23 protein-coding genes are annotated in these 21,946 nt (G+C 61.4%); 2 read left to right on the top strand and 21 right to left on the bottom strand.

Translation table 11 applies throughout. The features are described 5' to 3' along the window. Nucleotides 1–2: 2 nt before the first annotated feature. From I6L33_RS07690 to I6L33_RS07680, 3 genes are read right to left on the bottom strand one after another with little or no spacing between them, the layout of a single operon-like run. Nucleotides 3–1,109, bottom strand: coding sequence for a hypothetical protein (locus tag I6L33_RS07690; RefSeq protein WP_005308842.1), 1,107 nt, complete (start codon nucleotides 1,107–1,109; stop codon nucleotides 3–5). A 4-nt stretch (nucleotides 1,110–1,113) separates the two neighbouring features. Next, the gene (locus I6L33_RS07685) at nucleotides 1,114–1,701 is read right to left on the bottom strand and encodes a PilW family protein (protein ID WP_017785588.1); all 588 of its coding nucleotides are present in this window, start codon (nucleotides 1,699–1,701) and stop codon (nucleotides 1,114–1,116) included. A gap of 20 nt (nucleotides 1,702–1,721) precedes the next feature. Then, nucleotides 1,722–2,255 (bottom strand): GspH/FimT family pseudopilin, encoded by a 534-nt coding sequence (locus I6L33_RS07680; RefSeq protein ID WP_005308838.1) that lies wholly within the window; start codon nucleotides 2,253–2,255, stop codon nucleotides 1,722–1,724. A gap of 93 nt (nucleotides 2,256–2,348) precedes the next feature. Between I6L33_RS07680 and I6L33_RS07675 the strand changes: the two genes are divergently transcribed. Next, entirely contained in the window at nucleotides 2,349–2,735 is a 387-nt protein-coding gene (locus I6L33_RS07675; RefSeq protein WP_005308836.1) for a type IV pilin protein, read from the top strand. Nucleotides 2,736–2,739: 4 nt separating this feature from the next. Here I6L33_RS07675 and tppA read toward each other — a convergent pair whose 3' ends face one another. The 12 genes from tppA to murJ all read right to left on the bottom strand — a co-directional run bounded on the left by tppA (nucleotide 2,740) and on the right by murJ (nucleotide 16,693). Beyond that, nucleotides 2,740–3,141, bottom strand: a complete 402-nt coding sequence (gene tppA / locus I6L33_RS07670) for a type IVa pilus pseudopilin TppA (RefSeq protein WP_216973835.1) — start codon at nucleotides 3,139–3,141, stop codon at nucleotides 2,740–2,742. Nucleotides 3,142–3,149: 8 nt separating this feature from the next. Further along, the gene (locus tag I6L33_RS07665) at nucleotides 3,150–6,503 is read right to left on the bottom strand and encodes a pilus assembly protein (protein WP_216973834.1); all 3,354 of its coding nucleotides are present in this window, start codon (nucleotides 6,501–6,503) and stop codon (nucleotides 3,150–3,152) included. A 9-nt stretch (nucleotides 6,504–6,512) separates the two neighbouring features. Continuing rightward, nucleotides 6,513–6,989 (bottom strand): PilX N-terminal domain-containing pilus assembly protein, encoded by a 477-nt coding sequence (locus I6L33_RS07660; RefSeq protein ID WP_005308830.1) that lies wholly within the window; start codon nucleotides 6,987–6,989, stop codon nucleotides 6,513–6,515. Between the two features lie 10 nt (nucleotides 6,990–6,999). After that, nucleotides 7,000–8,094, bottom strand: a complete 1,095-nt coding sequence (locus I6L33_RS07655; protein WP_124249363.1) for a PilW family protein — start codon at nucleotides 8,092–8,094, stop codon at nucleotides 7,000–7,002. Next, nucleotides 8,091–8,504, bottom strand: a complete 414-nt coding sequence (tppB, locus tag I6L33_RS07650) for a type IVa pilus pseudopilin TppB (protein WP_005308826.1) — start codon at nucleotides 8,502–8,504, stop codon at nucleotides 8,091–8,093. Before tppB ends, I6L33_RS07655 begins: the two co-directional genes overlap by 4 nt. After that, nucleotides 8,501–9,004 carry a type IVa pilus pseudopilin TppE gene (tppE, locus tag I6L33_RS07645; protein WP_005308824.1) on the bottom strand — a complete coding sequence of 168 codons (504 nt, stop codon included), beginning with the start codon at nucleotides 9,002–9,004 and terminating at the stop codon, nucleotides 8,501–8,503. The genes tppB and tppE overlap by 4 nt, the downstream gene beginning before the upstream one ends. Nucleotides 9,005–9,262: 258 nt before the next feature. Continuing rightward, entirely contained in the window at nucleotides 9,263–10,198 is a 936-nt protein-coding gene (gene ispH / locus I6L33_RS07640; RefSeq protein WP_124249364.1) for a 4-hydroxy-3-methylbut-2-enyl diphosphate reductase, read from the bottom strand. Then, nucleotides 10,198–10,650, bottom strand: a complete 453-nt coding sequence (fkpB, locus tag I6L33_RS07635; protein ID WP_005308818.1) for an FKBP-type peptidyl-prolyl cis-trans isomerase — start codon at nucleotides 10,648–10,650, stop codon at nucleotides 10,198–10,200. The genes ispH and fkpB overlap by 1 nt, the downstream gene beginning before the upstream one ends. Next, nucleotides 10,647–11,150 carry a signal peptidase II gene (lspA, locus tag I6L33_RS07630; RefSeq protein ID WP_017763995.1) on the bottom strand — a complete coding sequence of 168 codons (504 nt, stop codon included), beginning with the start codon at nucleotides 11,148–11,150 and terminating at the stop codon, nucleotides 10,647–10,649. Before lspA ends, fkpB begins: the two co-directional genes overlap by 4 nt. Continuing rightward, nucleotides 11,150–14,011 (bottom strand): isoleucine--tRNA ligase, encoded by a 2,862-nt coding sequence (ileS, locus tag I6L33_RS07625; RefSeq protein WP_124249365.1) that lies wholly within the window; start codon nucleotides 14,009–14,011, stop codon nucleotides 11,150–11,152. Before ileS ends, lspA begins: the two co-directional genes overlap by 1 nt. Then, nucleotides 14,011–14,985, bottom strand: coding sequence for a bifunctional riboflavin kinase/FAD synthetase (ribF, locus tag I6L33_RS07620; protein WP_216973833.1), 975 nt, complete (start codon nucleotides 14,983–14,985; stop codon nucleotides 14,011–14,013). Before ribF ends, ileS begins: the two co-directional genes overlap by 1 nt. A gap of 142 nt (nucleotides 14,986–15,127) precedes the next feature. Continuing rightward, nucleotides 15,128–16,693: a murein biosynthesis integral membrane protein MurJ gene (gene murJ / locus I6L33_RS07615; protein ID WP_024942021.1), complete on the bottom strand. Its 1,566-nt coding sequence runs from the start codon at nucleotides 16,691–16,693 to the stop codon at nucleotides 15,128–15,130. A gap of 191 nt (nucleotides 16,694–16,884) precedes the next feature. Here murJ and rpsT point away from each other — a divergent pair, with 191 nt between their 5' ends. Next, nucleotides 16,885–17,148: a 30S ribosomal protein S20 gene (rpsT, locus tag I6L33_RS07610; protein ID WP_005308808.1), complete on the top strand. Its 264-nt coding sequence runs from the start codon at nucleotides 16,885–16,887 to the stop codon at nucleotides 17,146–17,148. Between the two features lie 48 nt (nucleotides 17,149–17,196). On the opposite strand, the gene I6L33_RS07605 is transcribed toward rpsT, so the two are convergent. The 6 genes from I6L33_RS07605 to lgt all read right to left on the bottom strand — a co-directional run bounded on the left by I6L33_RS07605 (nucleotide 17,197) and on the right by lgt (nucleotide 21,907). Further along, nucleotides 17,197–17,499 (bottom strand): metalloregulator ArsR/SmtB family transcription factor, encoded by a 303-nt coding sequence (locus I6L33_RS07605; protein WP_005308804.1) that lies wholly within the window; start codon nucleotides 17,497–17,499, stop codon nucleotides 17,197–17,199. A 49-nt stretch (nucleotides 17,500–17,548) separates the two neighbouring features. Then, the gene (gene nhaR / locus I6L33_RS07600) at nucleotides 17,549–18,481 is read right to left on the bottom strand and encodes a transcriptional activator NhaR (protein ID WP_005308802.1); all 933 of its coding nucleotides are present in this window, start codon (nucleotides 18,479–18,481) and stop codon (nucleotides 17,549–17,551) included. Beyond that, complete coding sequence (locus I6L33_RS07595; RefSeq protein WP_005308716.1) at nucleotides 18,468–18,851, bottom strand: hypothetical protein; 384 nt, start codon at nucleotides 18,849–18,851, stop codon at nucleotides 18,468–18,470. The genes nhaR and I6L33_RS07595 overlap by 14 nt, the downstream gene beginning before the upstream one ends. A 20-nt stretch (nucleotides 18,852–18,871) precedes the next feature. Next, on the bottom strand, nucleotides 18,872–20,062 hold the full coding sequence (gene nhaA / locus I6L33_RS07590; protein WP_010635142.1) for a Na+/H+ antiporter NhaA: 1,191 nt from the start codon (nucleotides 20,060–20,062) through the stop codon (nucleotides 18,872–18,874). Nucleotides 20,063–20,288: 226 nt separating this feature from the next. Further along, nucleotides 20,289–21,083: a thymidylate synthase gene (gene thyA / locus I6L33_RS07585; RefSeq protein WP_017780268.1), complete on the bottom strand. Its 795-nt coding sequence runs from the start codon at nucleotides 21,081–21,083 to the stop codon at nucleotides 20,289–20,291. After that, nucleotides 21,080–21,907 (bottom strand): prolipoprotein diacylglyceryl transferase, encoded by an 828-nt coding sequence (lgt, locus tag I6L33_RS07580; protein ID WP_017765294.1) that lies wholly within the window; start codon nucleotides 21,905–21,907, stop codon nucleotides 21,080–21,082. Before lgt ends, thyA begins: the two co-directional genes overlap by 4 nt. Between the last annotated feature and the right edge of the window lie 39 nt (nucleotides 21,908–21,946).

Genomic DNA, 21,946 nt, shown 5'->3' with positions numbered 1-21,946 from the left:
TCCTACCAGTCCCGCCAGCTACCGGGCACTAGGTTAATGATCTGAAATGCGGCTCCATTCTCGATATTGCTCAGCACCGCTTGGTCGTACTTGGCGTCGAAGGTCCCGTTGGCGGTCTTGCCCAGTTGGTAGTTGGCAACCACTGCGCCATTGACGATGGCGCCCCCCTTCAAGCTGATATCGTTGGTAGTCGTGGCGGGTGTGGAGGAGTAGGCGAACACCAGCCCATAGAGGGTGGCGTTGCCGTTGACCATCAGATCCCCGTTGCGCACGATAAGTACCACAGGTGCGGCAACCGAACCGATCGAACCGCCCGGCTTGCAGTCCCCATCGACGATGATGAGTCCACGGGAGGCGGTCGACAACGAATCGCAATTGGTCAGCATCTGCACAGCCCGCGACTCCAGATTGGCCCATCCTGTTGCATCGTCATTCTCGTTGAACAGATACCAGACCAGGTCGCTTGGGAAGGCGGTATCGTTGTCCTTGATGTCCGACTGCTTGTCCCCCTTCTGGCTGATGTAGGCACTGCACCCTCCGCTGTAATCCCCCTGATGGCAGGTCTGACCGGAGCCATTGGTCAGATCCACATTACCGTTGGTCCAGATGGAGAGCGGCACGCCAGGCCCGCCCCCGTTGGGATTGGCCACCACGGTAAAGTTGCCGGAAACGGCCATACCACCGGCAACCGTCAGAGGGGCAGCCGGGGTGCCAGCCAATACGCTGACCTTGATGGTCTTGATCTCCACATCGGCATTGGCAGTACTGTCAACCAGGGTAGCCTGAGCACGCACCCTGACCGGCGTCACGCTCGCCCCGCCCACGGTCACGGCTGTGTCGTCCAGCGCAAACAGGGTATAGGTACCGGCCGACACAGTGACCGACACGCCACTGCTGGCGCTACGCCAACTTGCGTCCTGCGCCAAGCGGCCGACCCCGTCGGACAAACCCAGTTCGGCCAGGGCCAGCGCCTGTCGATACTGCACTTCGTTGAGGCTGACACGGCGGTCAGACACCATCAGCTTGCCCACCAGCAGCGAGATACTCAGCAACATCACAGTAAGCAGCAAGGTAACGGTGAAGGTGGTAAAACCAAGATGACGTTGCATGACATCAATACCCGTCGTTGCGCAGCTTGATATCACGCTGCAGAGTGAGTTTGAGTGCGGTGTTGGCCTTGAACTGGCCCGATATGTTCAGCCGCACCGTCCGTGCACCTGACGAGACGCTGCCACTCAACAGCGAGAAGGTGAGATCCGTAATTTCGATGGTATTGTCGGTACTCAGCAGGCTGCCGGTGCTGCAAGTGGTGCCAAGCTGCACCCCTTTGTCGGCACTGTCGTAGCTGTAGATATAGGTTTCATCAGCCCCAAGCACGCCGTTGTTATCATCATCGTATTTCAGCCGGATGCAGCGATAAATCTTGGAGCCAGTGACCGTCTCATTCAGCAGATCGCTGCTGGTATCGAAATAGAAAGGAGATCTGGCTCCCGATGCCGCGCCGAGAAAGGCTGTCGCCCCCTGATCATAACCGGTGCGCTGCACGTCACGAGCGATCATATCGGTGACGCTCTGCAGCTCCTGATTGAGGCGGCTCACCTGCATGGAGGTCTGATTGACCCTGAGGATGGTGGCGAACAGGGATGTCACCGCGGCGACCAGCAGCAGGCCTGCGACCATGGCAACCATCAGCTCCACCACGTTGAATCCCCTTGGCGCTCTCAACATGCAGGCACCCCACTGACATTGCTGACACCACAGGTACGCACACGCCCGACATTGTTGGTCTTGACCTGCATGGAATAGGTACCGGATGAGATGGCAATATTCCCCGCCGTCAAGGAAGACCTTCTGGGAGAGATACTCAGGGGCCTGATGTTGCTCGACGATTCACTGTAGCTGGCAACCAGGCTGATACCGGGATATTCACTGGCATCGCCCCCCTTGCGCCCCTCAATACTGGAACAGTGATCGCTACAACTGTTGCAGCTGCCATCAATAAAAATGCGATAACACCAATTGCTGGTGCCGCTGTTGAAGATGATGAATTGCAGGGTGCGGTTACGCTTGATCGCCTCGGACTTCAGCAACATCACATCCGTATACACCGCCTGGGTGGCGGCCTTGACCATCTGCTCCTGGCGCAGTGATTGATAACTGGGAATCGCAACGGTCAGCAGCAGAGCGACCAGAGACAGGGCAACCATCAGCTCTATCAGGGTAAAACCGGCGGATCTGCCCTTTCTGCCTTCCATCGTTCAAGACTCCTTTCTTTTTGCACATGCCAGTAGAGCACACCGTCAGTACTATCCTATAGTATCAACCTGTTTCACGAAGCATGCCGCCCCATGAAAGCCAAACAGTCCGGAATCACGCTGCTGGAACTGCTCGTTGCAGTCGCCATCGTCGCCATCATTGCATCCATCGCCTACCCCAGTTTCAGCGACGGTTTGCGCAAATCCCGTCGAGCCGAGGCGTTCAAGGGCCTGCTCAGCATGCAGCTGAAACAGGAAGAGTTCAGAGTCTCCAACACCAGCTACGGCACGACCCCGTCCCAGGTGGGCAACCCCACCAGCAGCTACTATGACTTCACCATCTCCGGGGCTACCGCAACCACCTACACCCTGATCGCCACCAGCAAGGGAGCGCAGGTGGGTGACAAGAGCGGCAGCACCGCCTGCGATACCCTCACCCTCAACAAGGCTGACATCAAGACCCCGGCCGCCTGCTGGTAACGTATTACCAGCACTCGGCGGCCGTCATGCTGGCCATCGACACCCCCTGTTGCCCCCCCTGATCCAGGGTCAGCAAGCCGCAGGAGTCGCCATTCATCACTCCGGTCGGGATCGCCGTCAGGGTATAGCGGGCACCGCTGGCATTGAGCGCCAGATTGTAATAGGCAGCTCCGCCATCCCTGGGCAAGGTGGCCAGTCCGGCTGAGGCCAGATTGCCGCCATCATAGTTGCCATCGGCGGTAAACTGCCGCTCCATGTATTGCGCCGCCTCGAGCAGCGCCGCCTTGGCCTCGGCCCGCTTGGCCGACGCCATGTAGCTGTTGTAGCTGGGGTAGGCAATCAGGGTCAGAATCGCCATCACGGCTACAGCAATCATCAGCTCCAGCAGGGAAAATCCACGCGCCATCTCCACCTCTACTCCAGTTGCAACCAGGACTGGCGCCCCCCAAGGTCACCCGCCCCCTCTTCCAGCGTGACCGAGATATTGCCGCTGGAACCGCTGATGTACTTGCGCTCCATGTCGGCATCCTCCACCACGCTCGGCGTCGTGGTGAGCTCGTCAAACTGCTTGCCGCTGACCGGCACCTTGATGTCGTTGCCGCTGCCGTCCTTGATCCCCACATAGTCGTCATCGTTGACGGCCCCATCGCCATTGACGTCGAACACCGAGTAGCTCAGACGCGCCCCCGAGACAGGATCCAGCTCCATCAGCCAGGAGCGTCCACCAAAGTCACAGGCATCCGCCGAGGGGATCAGGGTATTGAAGATCAGACGTTTGTTGCGGTAGAGCATCTCCGAAACGGCTCGCTCCCCTACTCCCTTGCTCAACGCAGGGGATTTGAGCACCAGATACCATCCTTTCTGGCTGGTGTAGTTGACTGCCGTGTTGGAGACCACCCTCACGTTGAACTTGATGGTGGTGCCATTGGCGGAGTATTCGTGAGTGATGCTCTGCTGCTGCAACTGGCTGGCAAGCACGGTCGCCCCGGTATCCCAGATGCCATAGACGGCCTCCAGCCTGGGGGTTGCCGGCAACAGCTTGTCGTCATTGGTGAAATAGCTGCCGGTTCCCATCAGCACCATGATGCCCCCCTTGGGATGGCGGATAGCCAACGGGCGCATGGTGATGGGCTGGCGCGTGCTGGCAGAGCAGGTCCCGTTGCACGCCTGAAACAGCGGTTTTGGCTTGTTGCCGGTCTTGAAGGCACTCCCCCACTGGGCGCTGTTGTTGTCGGTCAGGTCGAATTTCCACAGATTGCCCTGCAGATCGCCGGCATAGACATAGTCCGCCACCCGATCGCCGTCCTCGTCTACCGGCAGGGGGGATGAGAGGCCATTGGGTTCGCTGGCCGAGCCCACCTGGGTATCTATCTCCTTGATCACGGCGCCGGTCGCCAGATCCAGCACAAACAGCCGGGCAGTCTGGCTGGTGCTGTTGTAGCCGTTGGCCACCAGCGCCACCCATTTGTTGCCAGACTTCACCCGGACCAGGGTCGGCGCAGCCAGCGCTACCCCCATCTCGGCGTTGGTAAACTCCCACAACATCTTGTCGGCGGTGAAGTTGTCGGGAGCCGTCACGTCGATGGCAAAGACCGCCTTGCCTCCGGCGCCGGTCGACCCCAGCAGCACGGTTTTCCAGCTGCTGCCAAGATAGGCATCCCCCACCTTGGGCGTACCGTCCACATAGTAGCGGTGGCTGTAATCCGGCTTGGTCAGCAGGCTCAGATCCCCCAGCAGGCTGGCCGGGATATAGCCCAGCGTCTCCACCCCGTTGGCGACCCGAAAACCGTGCAGCATGCCGTCGTTGGCCCCCACGTAGAGCATGGGAGTACGGCGACTGATGGCCGTCGAGCCGAGGAAACTCTGGTAGCCCTCCCGCTCGGCCTGGATCAGGCCGGTGGCGCTGCCATAGCCGTAATCCCGGTTACCGACATAGACGGGATCCGAGTTGATGATGTCCCCCAGCAGGTCGCTGCGGCTGCGAAACAGGCCGCCATTGCTCTGCTCACGGCTGCGATCACCGCGCAAGTAGGCGACCCGGTTTTCCCCCTGGTTGTCACCGGCGAGGTTGAACAGGGCGCGATTGGTGGCGTTGAGATCGGCCCAGGTGAAGGGAATGCCGACCCCGTTCTGGCGAGTGAAGAGGCTGCGGGCGGTATGGGCAGGGATCTGGGTTGCGGCATCCCAGGCCATGTTGCCCAGCGAGCCGTCGCTGTTGAGCGGAATGGAGATGAGCTGCCCGGACCAGTCGCCACTGTTGTAGCGGGCCTGATAGATGTGGGTATTGCTGTCCAGCCGGGTGGCATTGGCGGTCACCGAACTGGCGGAGCTGTTGCGTGCCGCAATCTGGGCCAGAGTGCTGCTCAGGGCCGCAGCAAAGACGTCGGGGTCACCCGCGCTGAAGAAGCTGCCCTTGCTGTTGAGCGCCGCGTGCCACAGGTCATCGATCTTGTACTCCGGAATGTAGGTCGCGTTCTTGTACTCCTTGTCATCCGGATCATGGGGATTGGGCCAGCTGTTCGGGATGCCGTTGGCCGGATTGAGCGACCCGTTGACCCCGAGCCCCACGGTAAAGTTGACCAGATGCTGCCAGTTGGCGGGATCTGCCGTGCTGGTCGGCACCTTGTCGGCCAGATCGGCACGCAGGTCTGTTTTCCAGTACTTGTAGGCCACGTCGGCCAAGGTATTGCTGTAGCCATCCTTGTCCAGATCCCCCACAGAGGGGGTATCCCCGTTCCAGTAGCCGTCGGTCATCAGGATGTTGTAGCTCTGCCGGCAGGTGAGGTGGGGCAAGGTGCTGCCGGCGCTGGCCGCCCAGGGGCCATTGTTGTCGGTGCGGGAGAAATACTCCCCCACATCCTTCAGGCTGGTGCGCAGCGGCGTGCCGGCGGCCGGAATGTCGCGGCTGTAGAGGTCGCTGAAAAAGGCACTGCGATCGGTGCCGGAGAAGGGCGCCACCCCGCGGATCACGCTGCCGCTGGCATTGATGGTGGCAAACCCCACCCGCAGGGCCTGTCCCTGACTGGCGAAGGCACGACCGACCCCGGCCCGGGCAGCCAGGATCCGGGAGCGATAGTAGGTGTACCAGTTGGCGAAGTTCTGAATCTCCTCCTCATAGGTACAGACAGGAGCACTCTTGCAGTCGCTGCGATTGGGACGCCCGCCATAGGTGCTGCCCGACTTTATCTCGACCCGGGTATAACTGCTCGCCCTCTTTACGTCACCGCTGCCCTTGTAGGCGAAATAGACGGCGGGCCAGAAGGTCTCGTCATCGTTGTAGTCGCTGGAGGAGAACCCGGTGTAGTAGCGCAACGACTTCGAGCGGTTGTTCTTGGTCAGGTCGCGACAGCCGGCGGCGATGTTGAAGGGGTTGTGCGGCGCGCAGCTGATGCTGGCATTCGCCATCAGGGTACCGTCCGCCTTGGCCCAGGGGCGGTAGCTCAGCAAGGGGTTGTAGTAGAGCTTGTTGTTGTTGCTCGAGCGGGTGTAGGCGTTGCGATCGTTGTTGCTGGTGAAGGTCACGGTCCGGTTGTCATAGTCCTCGCTGCCATAGACGTTGTCGGCACGGGGATAGACGTAGCGAGCGCTGTTTTCGATCAAATCCTCCGGCATCAGCTCGAAGTGCATCGAACCTGAGTCATCCAGACTGAACATGATGTTGGGTTCGGCCCGGGTGCCGAGATAGAGGGGAACCTGGGCGATGTCGAGCGCCGCCTGCACCTGGGTGCAGAGCAACAGGGCACAAAATCCGTAGCCAGATGCACGCATGGTTCCCTCCTAGCGGCTGTAGGTCGATTGCAACAGCACCCGGCTCTCGTCCGAGAGGCCAAATCCCCGAGCCGTGATGCGATAAAGACGGCGCTCGCTGATGGGCTCGTCCACCGCCAGGCTCTCGTTGCTGCTCTGGGTGTAGGGCAGCCGCTCGATGAAGTACTCTGGGGCCCGTCCCGCCAGCCCGCTATTGGCATAGGTCCGCCAGGCCGTGGAGGGAGAAGCGGGATCCACCGCCACGCTGACGAACTCATAGAGGCCGGCGCTGTTGTCGTAGGGGCCTGAGTTGCCCGCCTCCAGATAGCGCTCGGCAGCGCGCAGTGCCGCCTCCGCCGCCTGCAGCGCCTGTTGCGACTCCTTCTGGTTGCCCGCCATTTTCTCCTGCAGCAGGGCGCTCTGCATGCTGGCCATCGCCAGCAGGCTCACTACCGCGAGAAAAATCAGGCTGATCACCAGTGCCATTCCCCCTTGTCGCCCCATCATGCCTCCCTCCTCATGGCAGCCGGTTGCGCAAGGCGACCGTGGTTTCGGCCACCCAGTACCAGTGGCTGTCGGTTGCCTGGAAGGTAGCCCCGGCGAAGCTGATGGCCTGCGGATCCGACACCACATTGCCCTGGTTGCTGCGCATCAACAGCTGAACGCCGATCCCCAGCACGTTGTCCCAGTTCGGGTTGCTGGCGGCACTCACGTAACGATCCGCCGCCCGATCCCGGTTCTGATCCTCACCGAAGGTCAGCTGGATGTCGGTGACCCCGTCCGCCAGCAGCATGCCCGCCCCCAGCCCGCTCTTGCGATAGAGGGCATAAGGTGCGCCGGCCGAGGGACGGGCGATGTAATAGACCCGGGTTTCCATCCGGCTCAATACCGAACCGGCGCCGAAGCGCTCCTCGACCGGGCTGCTGGCCCCACCCCAGGAGCTGACGGCATTGCCTGGGGTGTATTTGTTGTCATTGGAGTGGCCGATGTTGACCTCGCTGCCCCCTCCCACCACCTGGGTCTGGGTGATCTGGAAGATCCGCGCCTTCTGGCAATCGGAAACCATGACGATGTCCCCCTCGCACAGGTCGCTGTAGCCCTGCTTGCCGGTGCCGCAGTAGTTGGCCTTGCTGGAGAGTTGCTGCACGAACAGCTGGGCCGCACTGTTGTTGCGGGTCACCGGCACACCGCTGCCGGTAGGCCCCTGCACCAGCAGCACGTCGGTTCCCGGCTTGGGTTTGGGCTCGGCCGCGGTAAACAGGGCCGACAACGGCGCAGGCAGCGTCGCCGTGACATTGTCATAGCCGCGCAGATAGACGGTGAAGTTGTAGGGCAGCGTCGTCGCCCCGTTGAGGGTATTGGTGATGTTGACCCCCTGCTTGCTGAGGCAGCCCTGGTAGCCCACCATCCGCAGCTCTTGTTGCAGCAGGTTGACGGCAAACCGGCTGTCCTCCTGCACCCGGGCGATGGCCTCACCGGTCAGGTAGGTTTTGTGGTTGCCAAGCAGCACCTGGATGATGACCCCGACCGTCAGCAGCGACAGCAGCAGGGCGATCATCACCTCCACCAGACCGACACCGGCCTGGCGCAGCAAGGTGCGCCGCCCGTTCACAGATCGGTCCTCAAGGTCATGCTGCGCAGCGCAGGCTCGGTGGCCAGCCGGCTGGCATCCCACTGGATGGTGATAGTCGCCTGTCCGGCACTCACGGCAATGGCCCCATCACCGCCGGGCAGGCCGCCGAGCGCCTGTTTCCAGTACTGCACGTCCTGTATCGCCATCGAGCTGCCGGAGACCGCCTCCCCCAGGCCGACGTTGTACTGGCCGAGCAGAGCCGCGCTGCGGTTGGCCCGCATCATGTCGGTGATCATGTAGGCAAACTGGGTCGCCTCGGTCCGGGTCAGGGCCGACTGATTGCTCTTGAGTGCCTGCAACTGCAAGGTCGCCATGCCGAGGATGCCGATCGACAGCACCAGCACGGCGATCATGATTTCAAGCAGCGAGACGCCTTGCTGGTGCTTCATATGCAGCTGGTCTCCGTGATTGAAGGGCGGCCGGCCGGGGTGATCGTGATGTCGCGCGATGCCTCCTGCGCGCAGTCGGGCGGCTGCAGGGAAAACACCAGCGCCGCCTGGGCGCGACCATCGAGAAAGCCATTGCCACTGAAACGTACCAGCGAGGTATTGCTGACCAGGGTGCCGGCCCCCATGTCGGGAAAGAGTCGCAGCAACTCGCCGTTGTCCAGGGTGCCGTTGCCGTTGCTGTCGACCCAGATCTGCCAACCCGATTCCCAGTGGTTCTGGGTCAGATTGCTGGTGGAGGCGGAGAGAGTGACCGCCGTATTGCGGCGAATGGCTTCGGAGCGGGCAAGGTTGATGGCGGCCACGAAGTTGTTGGCCTGGCTGGTCAACGTCATGTTGCGCATTATCGCGCTGAAGGAGGGGACTCCCAGCGTCAGCAGGATAGAGACGAGCGCAATGGTGACCATCAGCTCGATGAGGCTAAAACCTGAACGCAAAAACATCCTGTTTCGCTCTGATTTTGTCGGGGGGCCGGCTGCACATCCATCTGCCATCAAGCCGGTGATAAGTTCATCAGCAGTCTAGGCCGCGAACCTTCGCTTGCAATTCAATCTACTCAAATCTTGGACATACATCATCAAATTTCGCTGCGATCTCACGGCAAAGCGGCCAACAAGAGCCATAAGAATCACCCATGAAAAAGCCACCTCGCTGGAGGTGGCTCAATCAGAGACTGTGTAGTCCCGCAAGGGACGCATCACTCACAGGATGCGCAGTTCCGGCGGCACTTCAAACACCACGTTCTCTTCACGACCGGGGTGTTCGGCCACCACCTTGCCGCCCAGCTCGCGCAGACGGGTGATGACGGACTGCACCAGCACCTCGGGGGCGGAGGCACCGGCGGTGACACCGATCGCCTTGACTCCCGCCAGCCAACCGGCCTCGATCATGGAGGCGTCGTCGATGAGGTAGGCCCTGGCGCCCACCTTCTCGGCCAGCTCCCGCAGGCGGTTGGAGTTGGAGGAGTTGCGCGATCCCACCACCAGCATGGCGTCCACCAGCCCGGCCATCTCCCGCACCGCATCCTGGCGGTTCTGGGTGGCGTAGCAGATGTCATCCTTGCGCGGCCCCTGGATCTTGGGGAAGTAGGCACGCAACGCATCGATCACGTCCGAGGTCTCGTCCACGCTGAGGGTGGTCTGGGTGACGAAGCAGAGATCGTCCGGGTTCTTCACCTTGAGCCTGGCCACGTCTGCCGGCGTCTCCACCAGATACATGCCGCCCTCACGATTCTCGTACTGCCCCATGGTACCGATCACCTCGGGGTGGCCGGCATGACCGATGAGCACGGCTTCGGAGCCCTTGCGACTGGCGCGATGGACCTCCATGTGCACCTTGGTCACCAGCGGACAGGTGGCATCGAACACCTTGAGAGCGCGGGACTTGGCCATCTCGCGCACCGCCTTGGAGACGCCGTGGGCGGAGAAGATGACGATGCTGTCGTCCGGCACCTCATCCAGCTCCTCGACGAAGACGGCGCCCGCCTCCTTGAGCTTGTTCACCACGTAGCGGTTGTGCACCACTTCATGGCGGACATAGATGGGGGCACCGAACTTCTCCAGCGCGCTCTCGACGATGCTGATGGCGCGGTCGACACCGGCACAGAAGCCGCGGGGATTTGCGAGCAGGATATCCATCAGTGCACCTTCTCCTCGTCATCAACCCCCAGGATCTCCACCTCGAAGGTGACGGTGTGACCGGCCAGGGGGTGGTTGAAATCGACCGTCACCGACATACCTGCCACCGCCCGGACGATACCCGGCAGCTCGCTGCCGTTGGGCTGGTCGAACAGTATGATGGTGCCGACTTTCGGCTCCACATCGGCGCCGAACTTGGCGCGGTCCAGATGGTAGATGTTGTCGGGGTTGGAGAGGCCAAAGGCCTCTTCCGGCGCCAGGGTGAAGCTCTTGCTCTCCCCTTCGCGCAGCCCCAGCAAGCACTGCTCGAAGCTCGGCGTCAGGCTGCCGTCGCCCATCCGCAGACGGGCCGGCTTGCCGTGCAGCGCCGTGCTGTCGGCCACCGAGCCATCTTCCAGCTTGATGGCGAAATGGAACAGTACGCTGCTGTCCGCAGCAATCAGCTGGCTCATGAGTTCGCGTCCTGTTTTTTCTCGCCACGCAAGCCGTCCAGCACGATCATGGCGGCACCGATGAAGATGAAGCTGTCGGCCAGGTTGAACGCCGGCCAGTGGGCGCGCTGCCAGTAGAAGTCGAGGAAGTCGACCACATGACCCAGCACCAGCCGGTCAAACACGTTGCCGAGCGCCCCGCCGATGATCAGGCTGTAGGCGATGCCGCTCCAGCGCTGGGTGACCGACTGCTTGCGCAGCCAGTGGATCAGCAGGCCGCAGATGGCGAACGCCAGTACGGCGAAGAACCAGCGCTGCCAGCCCCCCTGATCCGCCAGGAAGCTGAAAGCCGCCCCCTTGTTGTAGACGTGGACCAGGTTGAAGAAGGGGGTGATCTCCACCCCCGGGTAGCCAAACGGCAGCAGCTTGACCACGGCGAGCTTGCTCGCCTGGTCCAGTACGAAGGCCAGCACCGCCAGCCACAGCCAACGCAGGCCGCTTTTATGTTGAGTCATGTTCATCAGGCAAATTGACGAGTTTCGCCGTCACCCTCGACGTTGGTGACGCAGCGGCCACAGATCTCTTCATGGCCCGCGATGGTGCCCACGTCTTCCACATGGTGCCAGCAGCGGTCGCACTTGGCGGCGGCAGACTGGGCCACGCTCAGCCACAGGTCGTCACGCTCGGTTGCCACGGCCTCTGCCGGTGCGGCATCGACGCTGACCACCTTGGCCTTGGAGGTGAGCAGCACGAAGCGCAGCTCATCGGCCAGGGCGTTCAGACGCGCAGCCAGCTCAGGCTTGGCGAACAGGGTCAGCTCGGCCTGCAGAGAACCACCGATGCGCTTCTCGCCACGGGCCACTTCCAGCGCCTTGTTCACTTCACCGCGCACGGTGAGGATCTCGGCCCAGAACTCGTCGTTCAGCACTTCGCCCGCTTCCAGCCCGAACAGGCCGTCGTACCACTCCTCGGTGAACACGAACTCGCCGCGCTCACCCGGCAGCAGAGCCCAGATCTCGTCGGCGGTGAAGCTCATGATGGGCGCCATCCAGCGCACCATGGCCTCGGCGATGTGATAGAGAGCGGTCTGGCAGGAGCGACGGGCCAGGCTGTCAGCCTTGGCGGTGTACTGACGATCCTTGATGACGTCCAGATAGAAGGAACCCATCTCGATGGAGCAGAACTGCATCAGCTTCTGGGTCACACCGTGGAAGTTGTACTCGTCGAACGCCGCCACGATCTCGGCCTGTACCGCCTTGGCACGGCCCACGGCCCAGCGATCCACCACTACCATGTCGGCCGGTGCCACCATGTCGGTCGCCGGATTGAAGCCGTTCAGGTTGGCCAGCAGGAAGCGGGCGGTGTTGCGGATACGGCGATAGGCGTCGGCGGAGCGCTTGAGGATCTCGTCGGAGACGGTCATCTCGCCGGTGTAGTCGGTGCTGGCGACCCACAGACGCAGGATGTCGGCACCCAGCTTGTTCATCACGTCCTGCGGGCTCACCACGTTGCCGATGGACTTGGACATCTTGCGGCCCTGACCGTCCACGGTGAAGCCGTGAGTCAGCACCTGGTTGTAGGGAGCCTTGTCCTTCATGGCGACGCCGATCATCAAGGATGACATGAACCAGCCACGGTGCTGGTCAGAGCCTTCCAGATACATGTCGGCCGGCTTGCCGTTGAACTCGGGACGTGCGTCGACCACGGAGGCGTGGGTAGAGCCGGAGTCAAACCAGACGTCCAGGGTATCAGGCACCTTCTCGTAGTTGTCGGCATCGGCGCCCAGCAGCTCGGCCTTGTCCAGATCCCACCAGGCCTGGATGCCGGACTGCTCGACCCGCTTGGCCACCTCTTCCATCAGGCGCACGGACTCCGGGTGCAGCGCCTGGGTATCCTTGTGGACGAACAGGGAGATGGGCACGCCCCAGGTACGCTGACGGGAGATACACCAGTCAGGACGGTTCTCGACCATCGCCTGAATGCGGTTCTTGCCCCAGGCCGGGACCCAGCCGCTCTGACCGTGCTGGGCAATGCCCTCTTTCTCGATGCGCTCGATCTCTTCAAGAGCACGCTTGCGCAGACCCTTCTGCTCCATGCTGATGAACCACTGGGGGGTGGCACGGAAGATGATCGGGGTCTTGTGACGCCAGCAGTGCGGGTAGGAGTGGTTGAACACCTTGTGGTGCAGCAGGGCGCCACGCTCGGTCAGCACCTCGACCACGGCCGCATTGGCCTTGAACACGTGCTGGCCGGCAAACAGTTCGGTATCCGGCAGATAGACGCCGTTGCTGCCAACCGGGTTGGCCACTTCCAGACCGTACTTCTGACCGACCACGAAGTCTTCCTGACCGTGGCCAGGGGCGGTGTGCACCGCGCCGGTACCGGCGTCCAGGGTGACGTGATCACCCAGCACCACAGGCACGTCGAAGCTGTAGAAGGGGTGGTTGAAGCGCAGCAGCTCGAGCGCCGCGCCCTTGGCGTAGCCCAGGTTGTGGAAGTGCTCGATGCCGGCACGATCCATCACGTCCTTCACCAGCTCGGCGGCCAGGATCAGACGCTCGGGATTGTCACCCTCGACCTGCACCAGCGCATAGTCGAGATCGGCGTGCATGGCGATGGCGCGGTTGGCCGGCAGGGTCCACGGGGTGGTGGTCCAGATCACGGCAGAGAGGGGCCCCTTGCCGGTGTGGCCTTCGGCGCAGTCAAACTTGGCGGCCACGGCAGCCTCGTCGACGGCCTTGAAGCGCACGTCGATGGAGGGGGAGTTCTTGTCGTAGTACTCCACCTCGGCTTCAGCCAGCGCGGAGCCGCAATCGGTACACCAGTGCACCGGCTTGGAGCCTTTGTGCAGGTGGCCGTTTTCAACGATCTTGGCCATGGAGCGGATGATGTTGGCTTCGGTGCCAAAATCCATGGTCAGGTAGGGGTGTTCCCAGTCACCCAGCACGCCCAGACGGATGAAGTCGGTCTTCTGCGCTTCGATCTGGGTCTTGGCGTATTTGCGGCACTCGGCGCGGAATTCGGCGGCGGAAACCTTCTCGCCCGGCTTGCCGACCATGCCTTCCACTTTCAGTTCGATGGGCAGACCGTGGCAGTCCCAGCCCGGCACGTAGGGGGAGTCGAAACCGGAGAGGCCCTTGGACTTGATGATGATGTCTTTGAGGATCTTGTTGACCGAGTGACCGATGTGAATGCTGCCGTTCGCATAGGGGGGGCCATCGTGCAGAATGAACGAAGGCTTGCCCGCTTTGGCGCGGCGAATGGCGCCGTAAAGATCCTGATCGTACCAACGTTTCAGCATGTTGGGTTCGCGCTTGGCCAGATCGCCACGCATCGGAAACTCGGTTTCCGGAAGATTCAGGGTGTGTTTATAGTCGCTCATCAGTCCTGGGTTCCCTTCTTTTCTAAAAGAGTGCTGGGTAAATGAAATTGTGGCAGCCCGAACCAGGCTCGGGCCGCCAGGGCATCTCGTTCGATCTGCTCTTTCAAGGCGGTGAAAGAGGCAAACTTCTGCTCTTCGCGCAGCTTGTGGCGAAGCAGCACCTTGACCTGTTGACCATAAAGGTCGCCAGAAAAATCAAATAGATGTACTTCCAATCTGGCTTGTGTACCGCTCAAGGTCGGCCGTACACCCACATTGGCGACACCGGGGAAGGTCTTGCCGGAACATATCACTTCCACCGCGAACACGCCACCGACCGGGATCACCTGACGCTTGAGGGCCAGATTGGCGGTGGGAAAACCTATGGTGCGGCCCAGCTTTTCACCGTGGGCCACTCGACCGCTGATGGTATAGGGACGGCCAAGCATCAGCTCCACCTCCGCCATCCGGCCGGCCGCGAGGGCCTCGCGCACTAGCGTGCTGCTGACTCGCTGACGGGACAACTGGAAACTCTGGGTGCTGATCACCTCGAAGCCAAAGCGCCGGCCGGCCTCCTCCAGCAGGTGGAAGTCCCCTTCCCGCCCCTTGCCGAAGCGAAAATCGTCGCCGACCACCAGATAGTGCACGCCGAGTTTCTCCACCAGCAGCTGCTCGATGAAGGTGGTGGCGGACTGCTCGGCAAAGCGGTGGTTGAAGCGCACGCAGAGCATGCGATCGATCTGCATCCCCTTGAGCGCCTCGTACTTTTCCCGCAGGCGGCTGAGGCGGGCCGGCGCCGCGGCCCCGGCAAACAGCTCCAGCGGCTGGGGTTCGAACAGCATGACGCAGGCCGGCAGGCCGAGCTGGGAGGCCTTTTCCTGCAAGCGAGCCAGCACGGCATGATGACCCTGATGGACCCCATCAAAGTTGCCAATGGTCAATACACACCCCCGGTGACGGGGCTTGATATTGTGAATACCGCGGATAAGCTCCATCAGTGCCTTGTGCTTTGCTGCTATGAAAATCGCCGGATTATATATCAGGCGGCACGCCGGGTCAGCCCTGTTGCTGACCCGATTTCAGCCGCTCCGCCCCGACAACAGGTTCAGGTGGGGCTATCTCGCCGCAGGGGCTGACTCAGTCGTCCCGCCCCGCTCTCAGATCTCTTGGCCGGATCCCAAGCGCCAGCAGGACACCGGCATAGATGGCGCCCCCCACGACCAGCAGCATGGCCAGCTGCATGGACGCCTTGCTCATGTGCCAGGCGCCCCACTGGGCCAGATCCGGCGAGAGGTACAAGAGCACGCCCCCCATCAGCAGGCTGGCGGTCAGCAGCTTGAGACAGAATACCCCGGTGTGACGGGACGGGCGGTAGACGCTCTGCTGATGGAGCCCCCTGAACAGCAAAGCCGCGTTCAGCGTGCCCGAGCAGGCGGTCGAGAGGGCCAGCCCCACGTAGCCGAGCGGATAGATGAAGAGCAGGTTGCAGACCATGTTGGCCGCCATCGAGATCATCCCGATCCGCACCGGCGTGCGGGTATCCTGGCGGGCGTAGTAGCCCGGTGCCAGCACCTTGATCAGCATCAGCGACAGCAAACCCGTGGTGGAGGCCAGCAAACTGGCACTCGACATGCTCACCTCGTGCAGACCGAACTCGCCGCGCATGAACAGCACCCGCAGGATGGGCTCGCGCAGCACGGCGATGCCCACCATGGCCGGCAGGCCGAGCAGCATCACCATCCGCACCCCCCAGTCCATGGTGCGGGAGAAGTCGGCCGGGTCGGCATCCACGTGCTTCTTGGCCAACGCCGGCAGAATGACGGTGCTGATGGCGACGCCGAACATGCCGAGCGGGAACTCCAGCAGCCGATCCGAGTAATAGAGGTAGCTGATGGCACCGGTCGCCAGGAAGGAGGCGAGCATGGTGTTGACCAGCAGGTTGATCTGGCTGACCGAGACCCCGAACAGGGCCGGGATCATCAGGGTGCGGATCTTCACCACACCCGGGTGGTGCCAACCCCACTTGGGCCACACCAGCATGTTGAGCTGGCGCAGGAAAGGGAACTGGAACAGGAACTGCACCAGACCGCCGAGGAAAACACCGATGGCCAGCGCCAGCTCGGGATTGTCGAGCCAGGGAGAAATCCACCAGGCGGCGGCAATCATGGTGATGTTGAGGAAGATGGGGGTAAAGGAGGAGACCCCGAAGCGGCCGAAGGTGTTGAGAATGGCCCCCGCCATAGCGGTGAAGGTGATGAACCAGAGGTAGGGGAAGGTGATCTTGAGCATCAGGCTCGCCATCTCGAACTTCTCGGCCGCCGGCCCGCCGTGCAGCCAGTCCCAGAACCAGCCCCAGCCAAACAGGGCGGTCAGCACGCCTGACCCCAGCACCCCAAGCAGGGTGACCACGGTAACGATCCCCCCCAGGGTGCCCGCTACCGCAGCCAGCAACTCGCGCACTTCGCTCTCGTCGCCCTTTTTCTTGTACTCCGTCATCACGGGAACAAAGGCCTGGTTGAAGGCACCTTCGGCGAACAGGCGGCGCAGAAAGTTGGGAATGCGGTTGGCAAAGAAGAAGACGTCTGCGGCCACCCCGGCGCCAAGCAGATTGGCGATGACCACATCGCGAACCAAGCCCATCACGCGGGACGCCAACGTCATTCCGGACACTATCATGCCGGATTTGATCAATTTCTTACTCAAGACGAGGCCTCTGGAACTGTCGGAATGAAAAGAATGCTGATAGAATCGGCCGACAGTTTAACCGTCTCCCACCTGACACACCACCGGGGGGCGGTGTTTATTTGCACAAATCATTTGACAATATGTGGTTGAGAAGGCATATTTCCGGGCCTTTTCAATACACTCGCTAAGACAGTTTTAGGAGTTTTACCTTGGCTAACATCAAATCTGCTAAGAAGCGCGCTCTTCAGTCAGAGAAACGTCGTCAGCACAACGCCAGCCGTCGTTCCATGACCCGTACCTACCTGAAGAAAGTCATCGCTGCCATCGCCTCTGGCGACAAGGCTGCTGCGACTGCCGCTTTCGCTGTTGCTCAGCCGATCATGGATCGTATGGCGACCAAAGGCCTGATCCACAAGAACAAAGCTGCTCGTCACAAGAGCCGCCTGTCTGCCCAGATCAAAGCTATGGCTTAATCAGCGTCTGCTGATAAAGCTGAAAAAACCGGCCTTTGTGCCGGTTTTTTATTTCTGTTCGCTGCAGTACAACTTGTGCAGCAACCCTATCATCTCGCGCACCTCGTAGCTGCGCAGCGAATAGTAGACCGTCTGGGCCTCCTTGCGCGTCTCCACCAGTTCATCCCGTCGCAGCACGGCCAGGTGTTGTGACAACGCCGACTGACTCAGACCAAGCCGCTCGTTGAGCTCCCCCACCGACAGCTCCCGCTCCAGCAGCTGACACAGGATAAACAGCCGCCGTTCATTGGCCAGCGCCTTGAGCAGTGCCACCGCCCGGCTCGCATTGGCCTCCATCTCTTCCAGTTGCATCTCATTCCCTCTCGTTCGAGGCAAGAATCATACTCTGTGGCCCGTCAATTTAAAATGACAGGGTTGCCGGTTGAATCATGGCAAAGTCCTCCTGGCCGGCAAACAGGAAGGAGAAATCACTCTCGCACACCCGTTTTACCGCCGGGTGCTGGATCATCCGCTCGGCGAAGATGACGTAGTACTCCTCCATCAGATCCTGGGTCTCGCCCAGCAGCATCACCCCCTCCCCTTCCAGGATCTCCTCCCGGTAGATGGTGGGCGCCATGAAGATGCCTTGGTTGAAGAAGCCGAACGCCTTCATCAGAGCCGCATCGTCAAACTCGCCGAGAATGCTGGGGGAGACCCCCTGCTGCTCGAACCACTGGGTCAGCTGGCGACCCATTGCGGTACGCCGGCCGGGGATCAGCAGCTTGCGCTCCTCCAGACAGGCGGGAAACGGCAGCGATGGTAGCGGCGCCTTGCAGAAGAAGCTGACCCCGCAACCACCGAGCCGCTTGGAGAGCAGGCCGGCGTGCTGGCTGGAGTCCACCGGGCAGTCGGAGAGGATCATGTCGAGCTTGTGCTCACTCAGCTGCTCCAGCAGCAGCTCGTGGGTCGATTCGAAGCAGCGCAGGTGGATGGAGCCATCATTGGGGATGACGGAGAGCAACACCCGGCTGGCGAGGCGTTTGGAGAGAGCGTCGGCGATGCCGACGTCGAACAGGATCTGGCTCTCCTTGCGGTAGTTGACGATATCCAGCATTTCGTAGGAGAGGCTGAACATCTTGTCGGCATAGCGGAACACCAGCTGGCCCAGCTCGGTCGCCTCCAGGGAGCGCCCCTTTCTTATCAGCAATTTGCCGCCGAGGCGCTGCTCCAGCAGCTTGATCTGGCCGGTGACGGTCTGCGGGGTCAAAAAGAGGGCTTCCGCCGCTTGCGTGACGGAGCCCTTCTTCTGGGTCATCCAAAAATAATAGAGATGGTTGTAGTTAAGGTGTGACATCCGATGGGGTTCCCGCCTGGCGCGGGCTCCGGTAGCAACTGAGTTCAGCCGCCAGAATGTCATACATGTCGCTGATCGAGTCAACCTTGTTCGCGCCGAACTGCTCCTGCAGGTGGGCCTTGAGGCTGACCGGATCCGGCATCCGTTCCCCGCAGTAGCGCTTGTTGGACTGCTTGACCCGCTCGCCGGCCCGGCTGCTCAGCGCCCGCTCGGCGAAGGTCTCGCCAAACTGCGCCTTGGCCTGCTTGTCCCCCAGCAGCAGGGCGCTGTCGACCACGCCGCTGAGGTAGGCCGAGCAGCTGGCCGAGGCTGCATCCTGCTGGCAATCCTGCAGACTGCCGGCCCAGGCCGCCTGGCTCAGCGCCAGCATGGCCAACCATCCTACTCTTTTCATAACCCCTCCGTGCTTTGATCGGCCTCCCGGTTAGGGAGCGCCATGCGCAGGGCGAGATAACCGACGATCGCCGCCAGGGTGGATCCCACCAGGATCCCGAGGCGAGAGTAGCTGCCGTAATCCAATCCGCCGTGCTCGAAGGCCAGCGAGGCGATGAACATCGACATGGTAAAGCCGATGCCGCACAGAATGCTGACCGCAAAGATCTGTCTGAAGTTGACCCCGGGTGGCAGTTGGGCAATGCCCAGCTTGACCGACAGCCAGCTGATGGTGAACACCCCGAGCGGCTTGCCGATGAACAGCCCCAGCATGATGCCCATGGGCACCGGGCTCAGCAGGGAGGAGAGACCTATCCCCTCCAGCGACACCCCGGCGTTGGCAAAGGCGAACAGCGGCAGGATCAGGTAGGCACTCCAGGGGTGCAGGGCATGCTCCAGATGCTTGAGTGGCGAGGCATAACGCTTGCCGTTGAGCGGGATCATGAAGCCCACCACCACGCCGGCCAGGGTCGCATGGACGCCCGACTTCAGCACCGCCACCCAGAGCACCAGCCCGACCAGCATGTAGAGGCTGATCCGATCCTCGCCGCGGCGATTCATCCACAGCAGGGTCAGGGTCGCCAGGATGCCGATCGCCAGCGCCGTCAGCGACAACTGCTGGGTGTAGAACAGGGCGATGATGATGATGACCCCCAGGTCATCCATGATGGCCAGCGCCAGCAGAAACACCTTGAGGCTCACCGGCACCCGCTTGCCCAGCAGCGCCATCACCCCGAGGGCAAAGGCGATGTCGGTAGCGGCGGGAATGGCCCAGCCGGCACGCGCCACTTCGTCCGAGTAATTGAAGAAGGCATAGATCAGGGCCGGCGCCAGCATGCCACCCACCGCCGCGATGGCCGGGAAGGTGGCCTGCACCCGGGAAGAGAGGGCCCCTTCCAGCATCTCGCGTTTCACCTCGAGGCCGACCAGCAGGAAGAAGACAGCCATGAAGCCGTCGTTGATCCAGAGCAGCAGCGGCTTGTTGATGTCGAGGGCGGCAATGCGCACCTGCACCTGGGTATCGAGGAAAGCCTGATAGCTGCCGGCCAGGCCGCTGTTGGCCAGGATCATGGCCAGCATGGCTGCCATGATCAGAATTATTCCGGAGGCGGCCTCCAGCTTGAGGAACTTCTTGATTACGTCGCTCATGGTTAAAATATCCACAGTCTTACTTTGATTTGAGTCTATATCCGATAACAATCCGTGAAAAATCGTTTCTTACTGCGAGATACAACGAAAAAACCGAAGGCAAAATCAAACATGCCTGCTATAAGCAGGTTATCTCTCGGGCGGATATCACTCGAAACTCCCCCATAAGAATGAATATTCTGTGGTTTTTATGCATGAAAAAGGCGCCTCATGGGCGCCTTTCACATCAGATGGCGACGGGCGCCTTGATGCCGGGATGGGGGTCGTAACCCTCGATCTCGAAATCCTCGAACTGGTAGTCGAAGATGGAGTCCGGCTTGCGTTTGATCAGCAGGGTCGGCAGCGGGCGCGGCTCGCGGGAGAGCTGCAGCGCGGTCTGCTCCATGTGGTTGGAGTAGAGGTGCACGTCACCACCGGTCCAGACGAAGTCCCCCACCTCCAGGTCGCACTGCTGGGCCATCATGTGGGTCAGCAAAGCATAGCTGGCGATGTTGAACGGCAGGCCGAGGAAGACGTCACAGCTGCGCTGATAGAGCTGGCAGGAGAGTTTGCCGTCCGCCACGTAGAACTGGAAAAAGGCGTGGCAGGGGGCCAGCGCCATCTTGTCCAGCTCGCCCACGTTCCAGGCGGAGACGATGATGCGACGGGAATCCGGGTTGTGCTTGATGTCGTCCACCGCCTTCTGGATCTGGTCGATGACAGACCCGTCAGCCGCTGGCCAGGAGCGCCACTGGGCGCCGTAGACCGGGCCAAGATCGCCGTTCTCGTCGGCCCACTCGTCCCAGATACTGACACCATTTTCTTTCAGATAGGCGGTATTGGTGTCGCCGTTGAGGAACCAGAGCAGCTCGTGAATGATGGAGCGCAGGTGGCACTTCTTGGTGGTCACCAGCGGGAAGCCTTCGGCCAGGTTGAAGCGCATCTGATGGCCGAACAGGGAGACGGTGCCGGTGCCGGTACGGTCGGACTTGACGGTCCCCTCATCCAGGATCTTCTGCATCAAGTCGAGATAGGCTCTCATTGTTTTGCCTCCTTCACGGCGTTGCCGAACAGCTGCGGGCGCTTGTAGGCGGCCCAGATCATCAGGGCACCGATGAGGATCATCGGAGTAGAGAGGATCTGGCCCATGCTGATCTCGTTGAAGTAGAGCCCCAGCTGGCTGTCAGGCTGGCGTACGAACTCCACCAGGAAGCGGAACAGGCCGTAGAACAGCAGGAACATGCCGGAGATGGCGCCGCGGGGCGGGTTCTTGCGCCAGAACAGGTTGAGGATGATGAACAGTACCACCCCTTCCAGTGCGAACTGGTAGAGCTGGGAGGGGTGGCGCGGCTCGGGGCCCGCCTCCGGGAAGATGATGGCCCAGGGCACATCGGTGACCCGACCCCACAGCTCGCCGTTGAGGAAGTTGCCGATGCGGCCGACGCCGAGGCCAAACGGAATGAGCGGTGCCACGAAATCAGCCACGGTAAAGAAGTGGCGCTTGGTCTTGTGGGCAAACCAGACCATGGCGGTGATGACCCCGATCAGGCCGCCGTGGAACGACATGCCACCGGTCCAGATCTTGAACAGGTAGAGGGGATCGGCCAGGAACATGTCGAAGTTGTAGAACAGCACGTAACCGACCCGACCACCCAGGATCACCCCGAGGAAGCCGTAAAACAGCAGGTCGGACACCTCGTTGCGGGTCCAGCCGCTGTTCGGCGCATCGGCGCGGCGCCCCGCCAGCCACATGGCAAAGGCGAAACCAAACAGGTACATGAGACCATACCAGCGTACCGATAGTGGTCCCAAACTGAATGCTACGGGATCAATCTGCGAGAAAACCCAATATCCATCGTGCTGCATAAGCGGCCCCAGTCATAAGAAAAGCCGCATTTTCCGATC

It is taken from the genome of Aeromonas sp. FDAARGOS 1403 (assembly GCF_019047325.1).
GTDB lineage: Bacteria > Pseudomonadota > Gammaproteobacteria > Enterobacterales > Aeromonadaceae > Aeromonas > Aeromonas dhakensis.
This window is presented reverse-complemented; position numbering and strand designations above follow the sequence as displayed.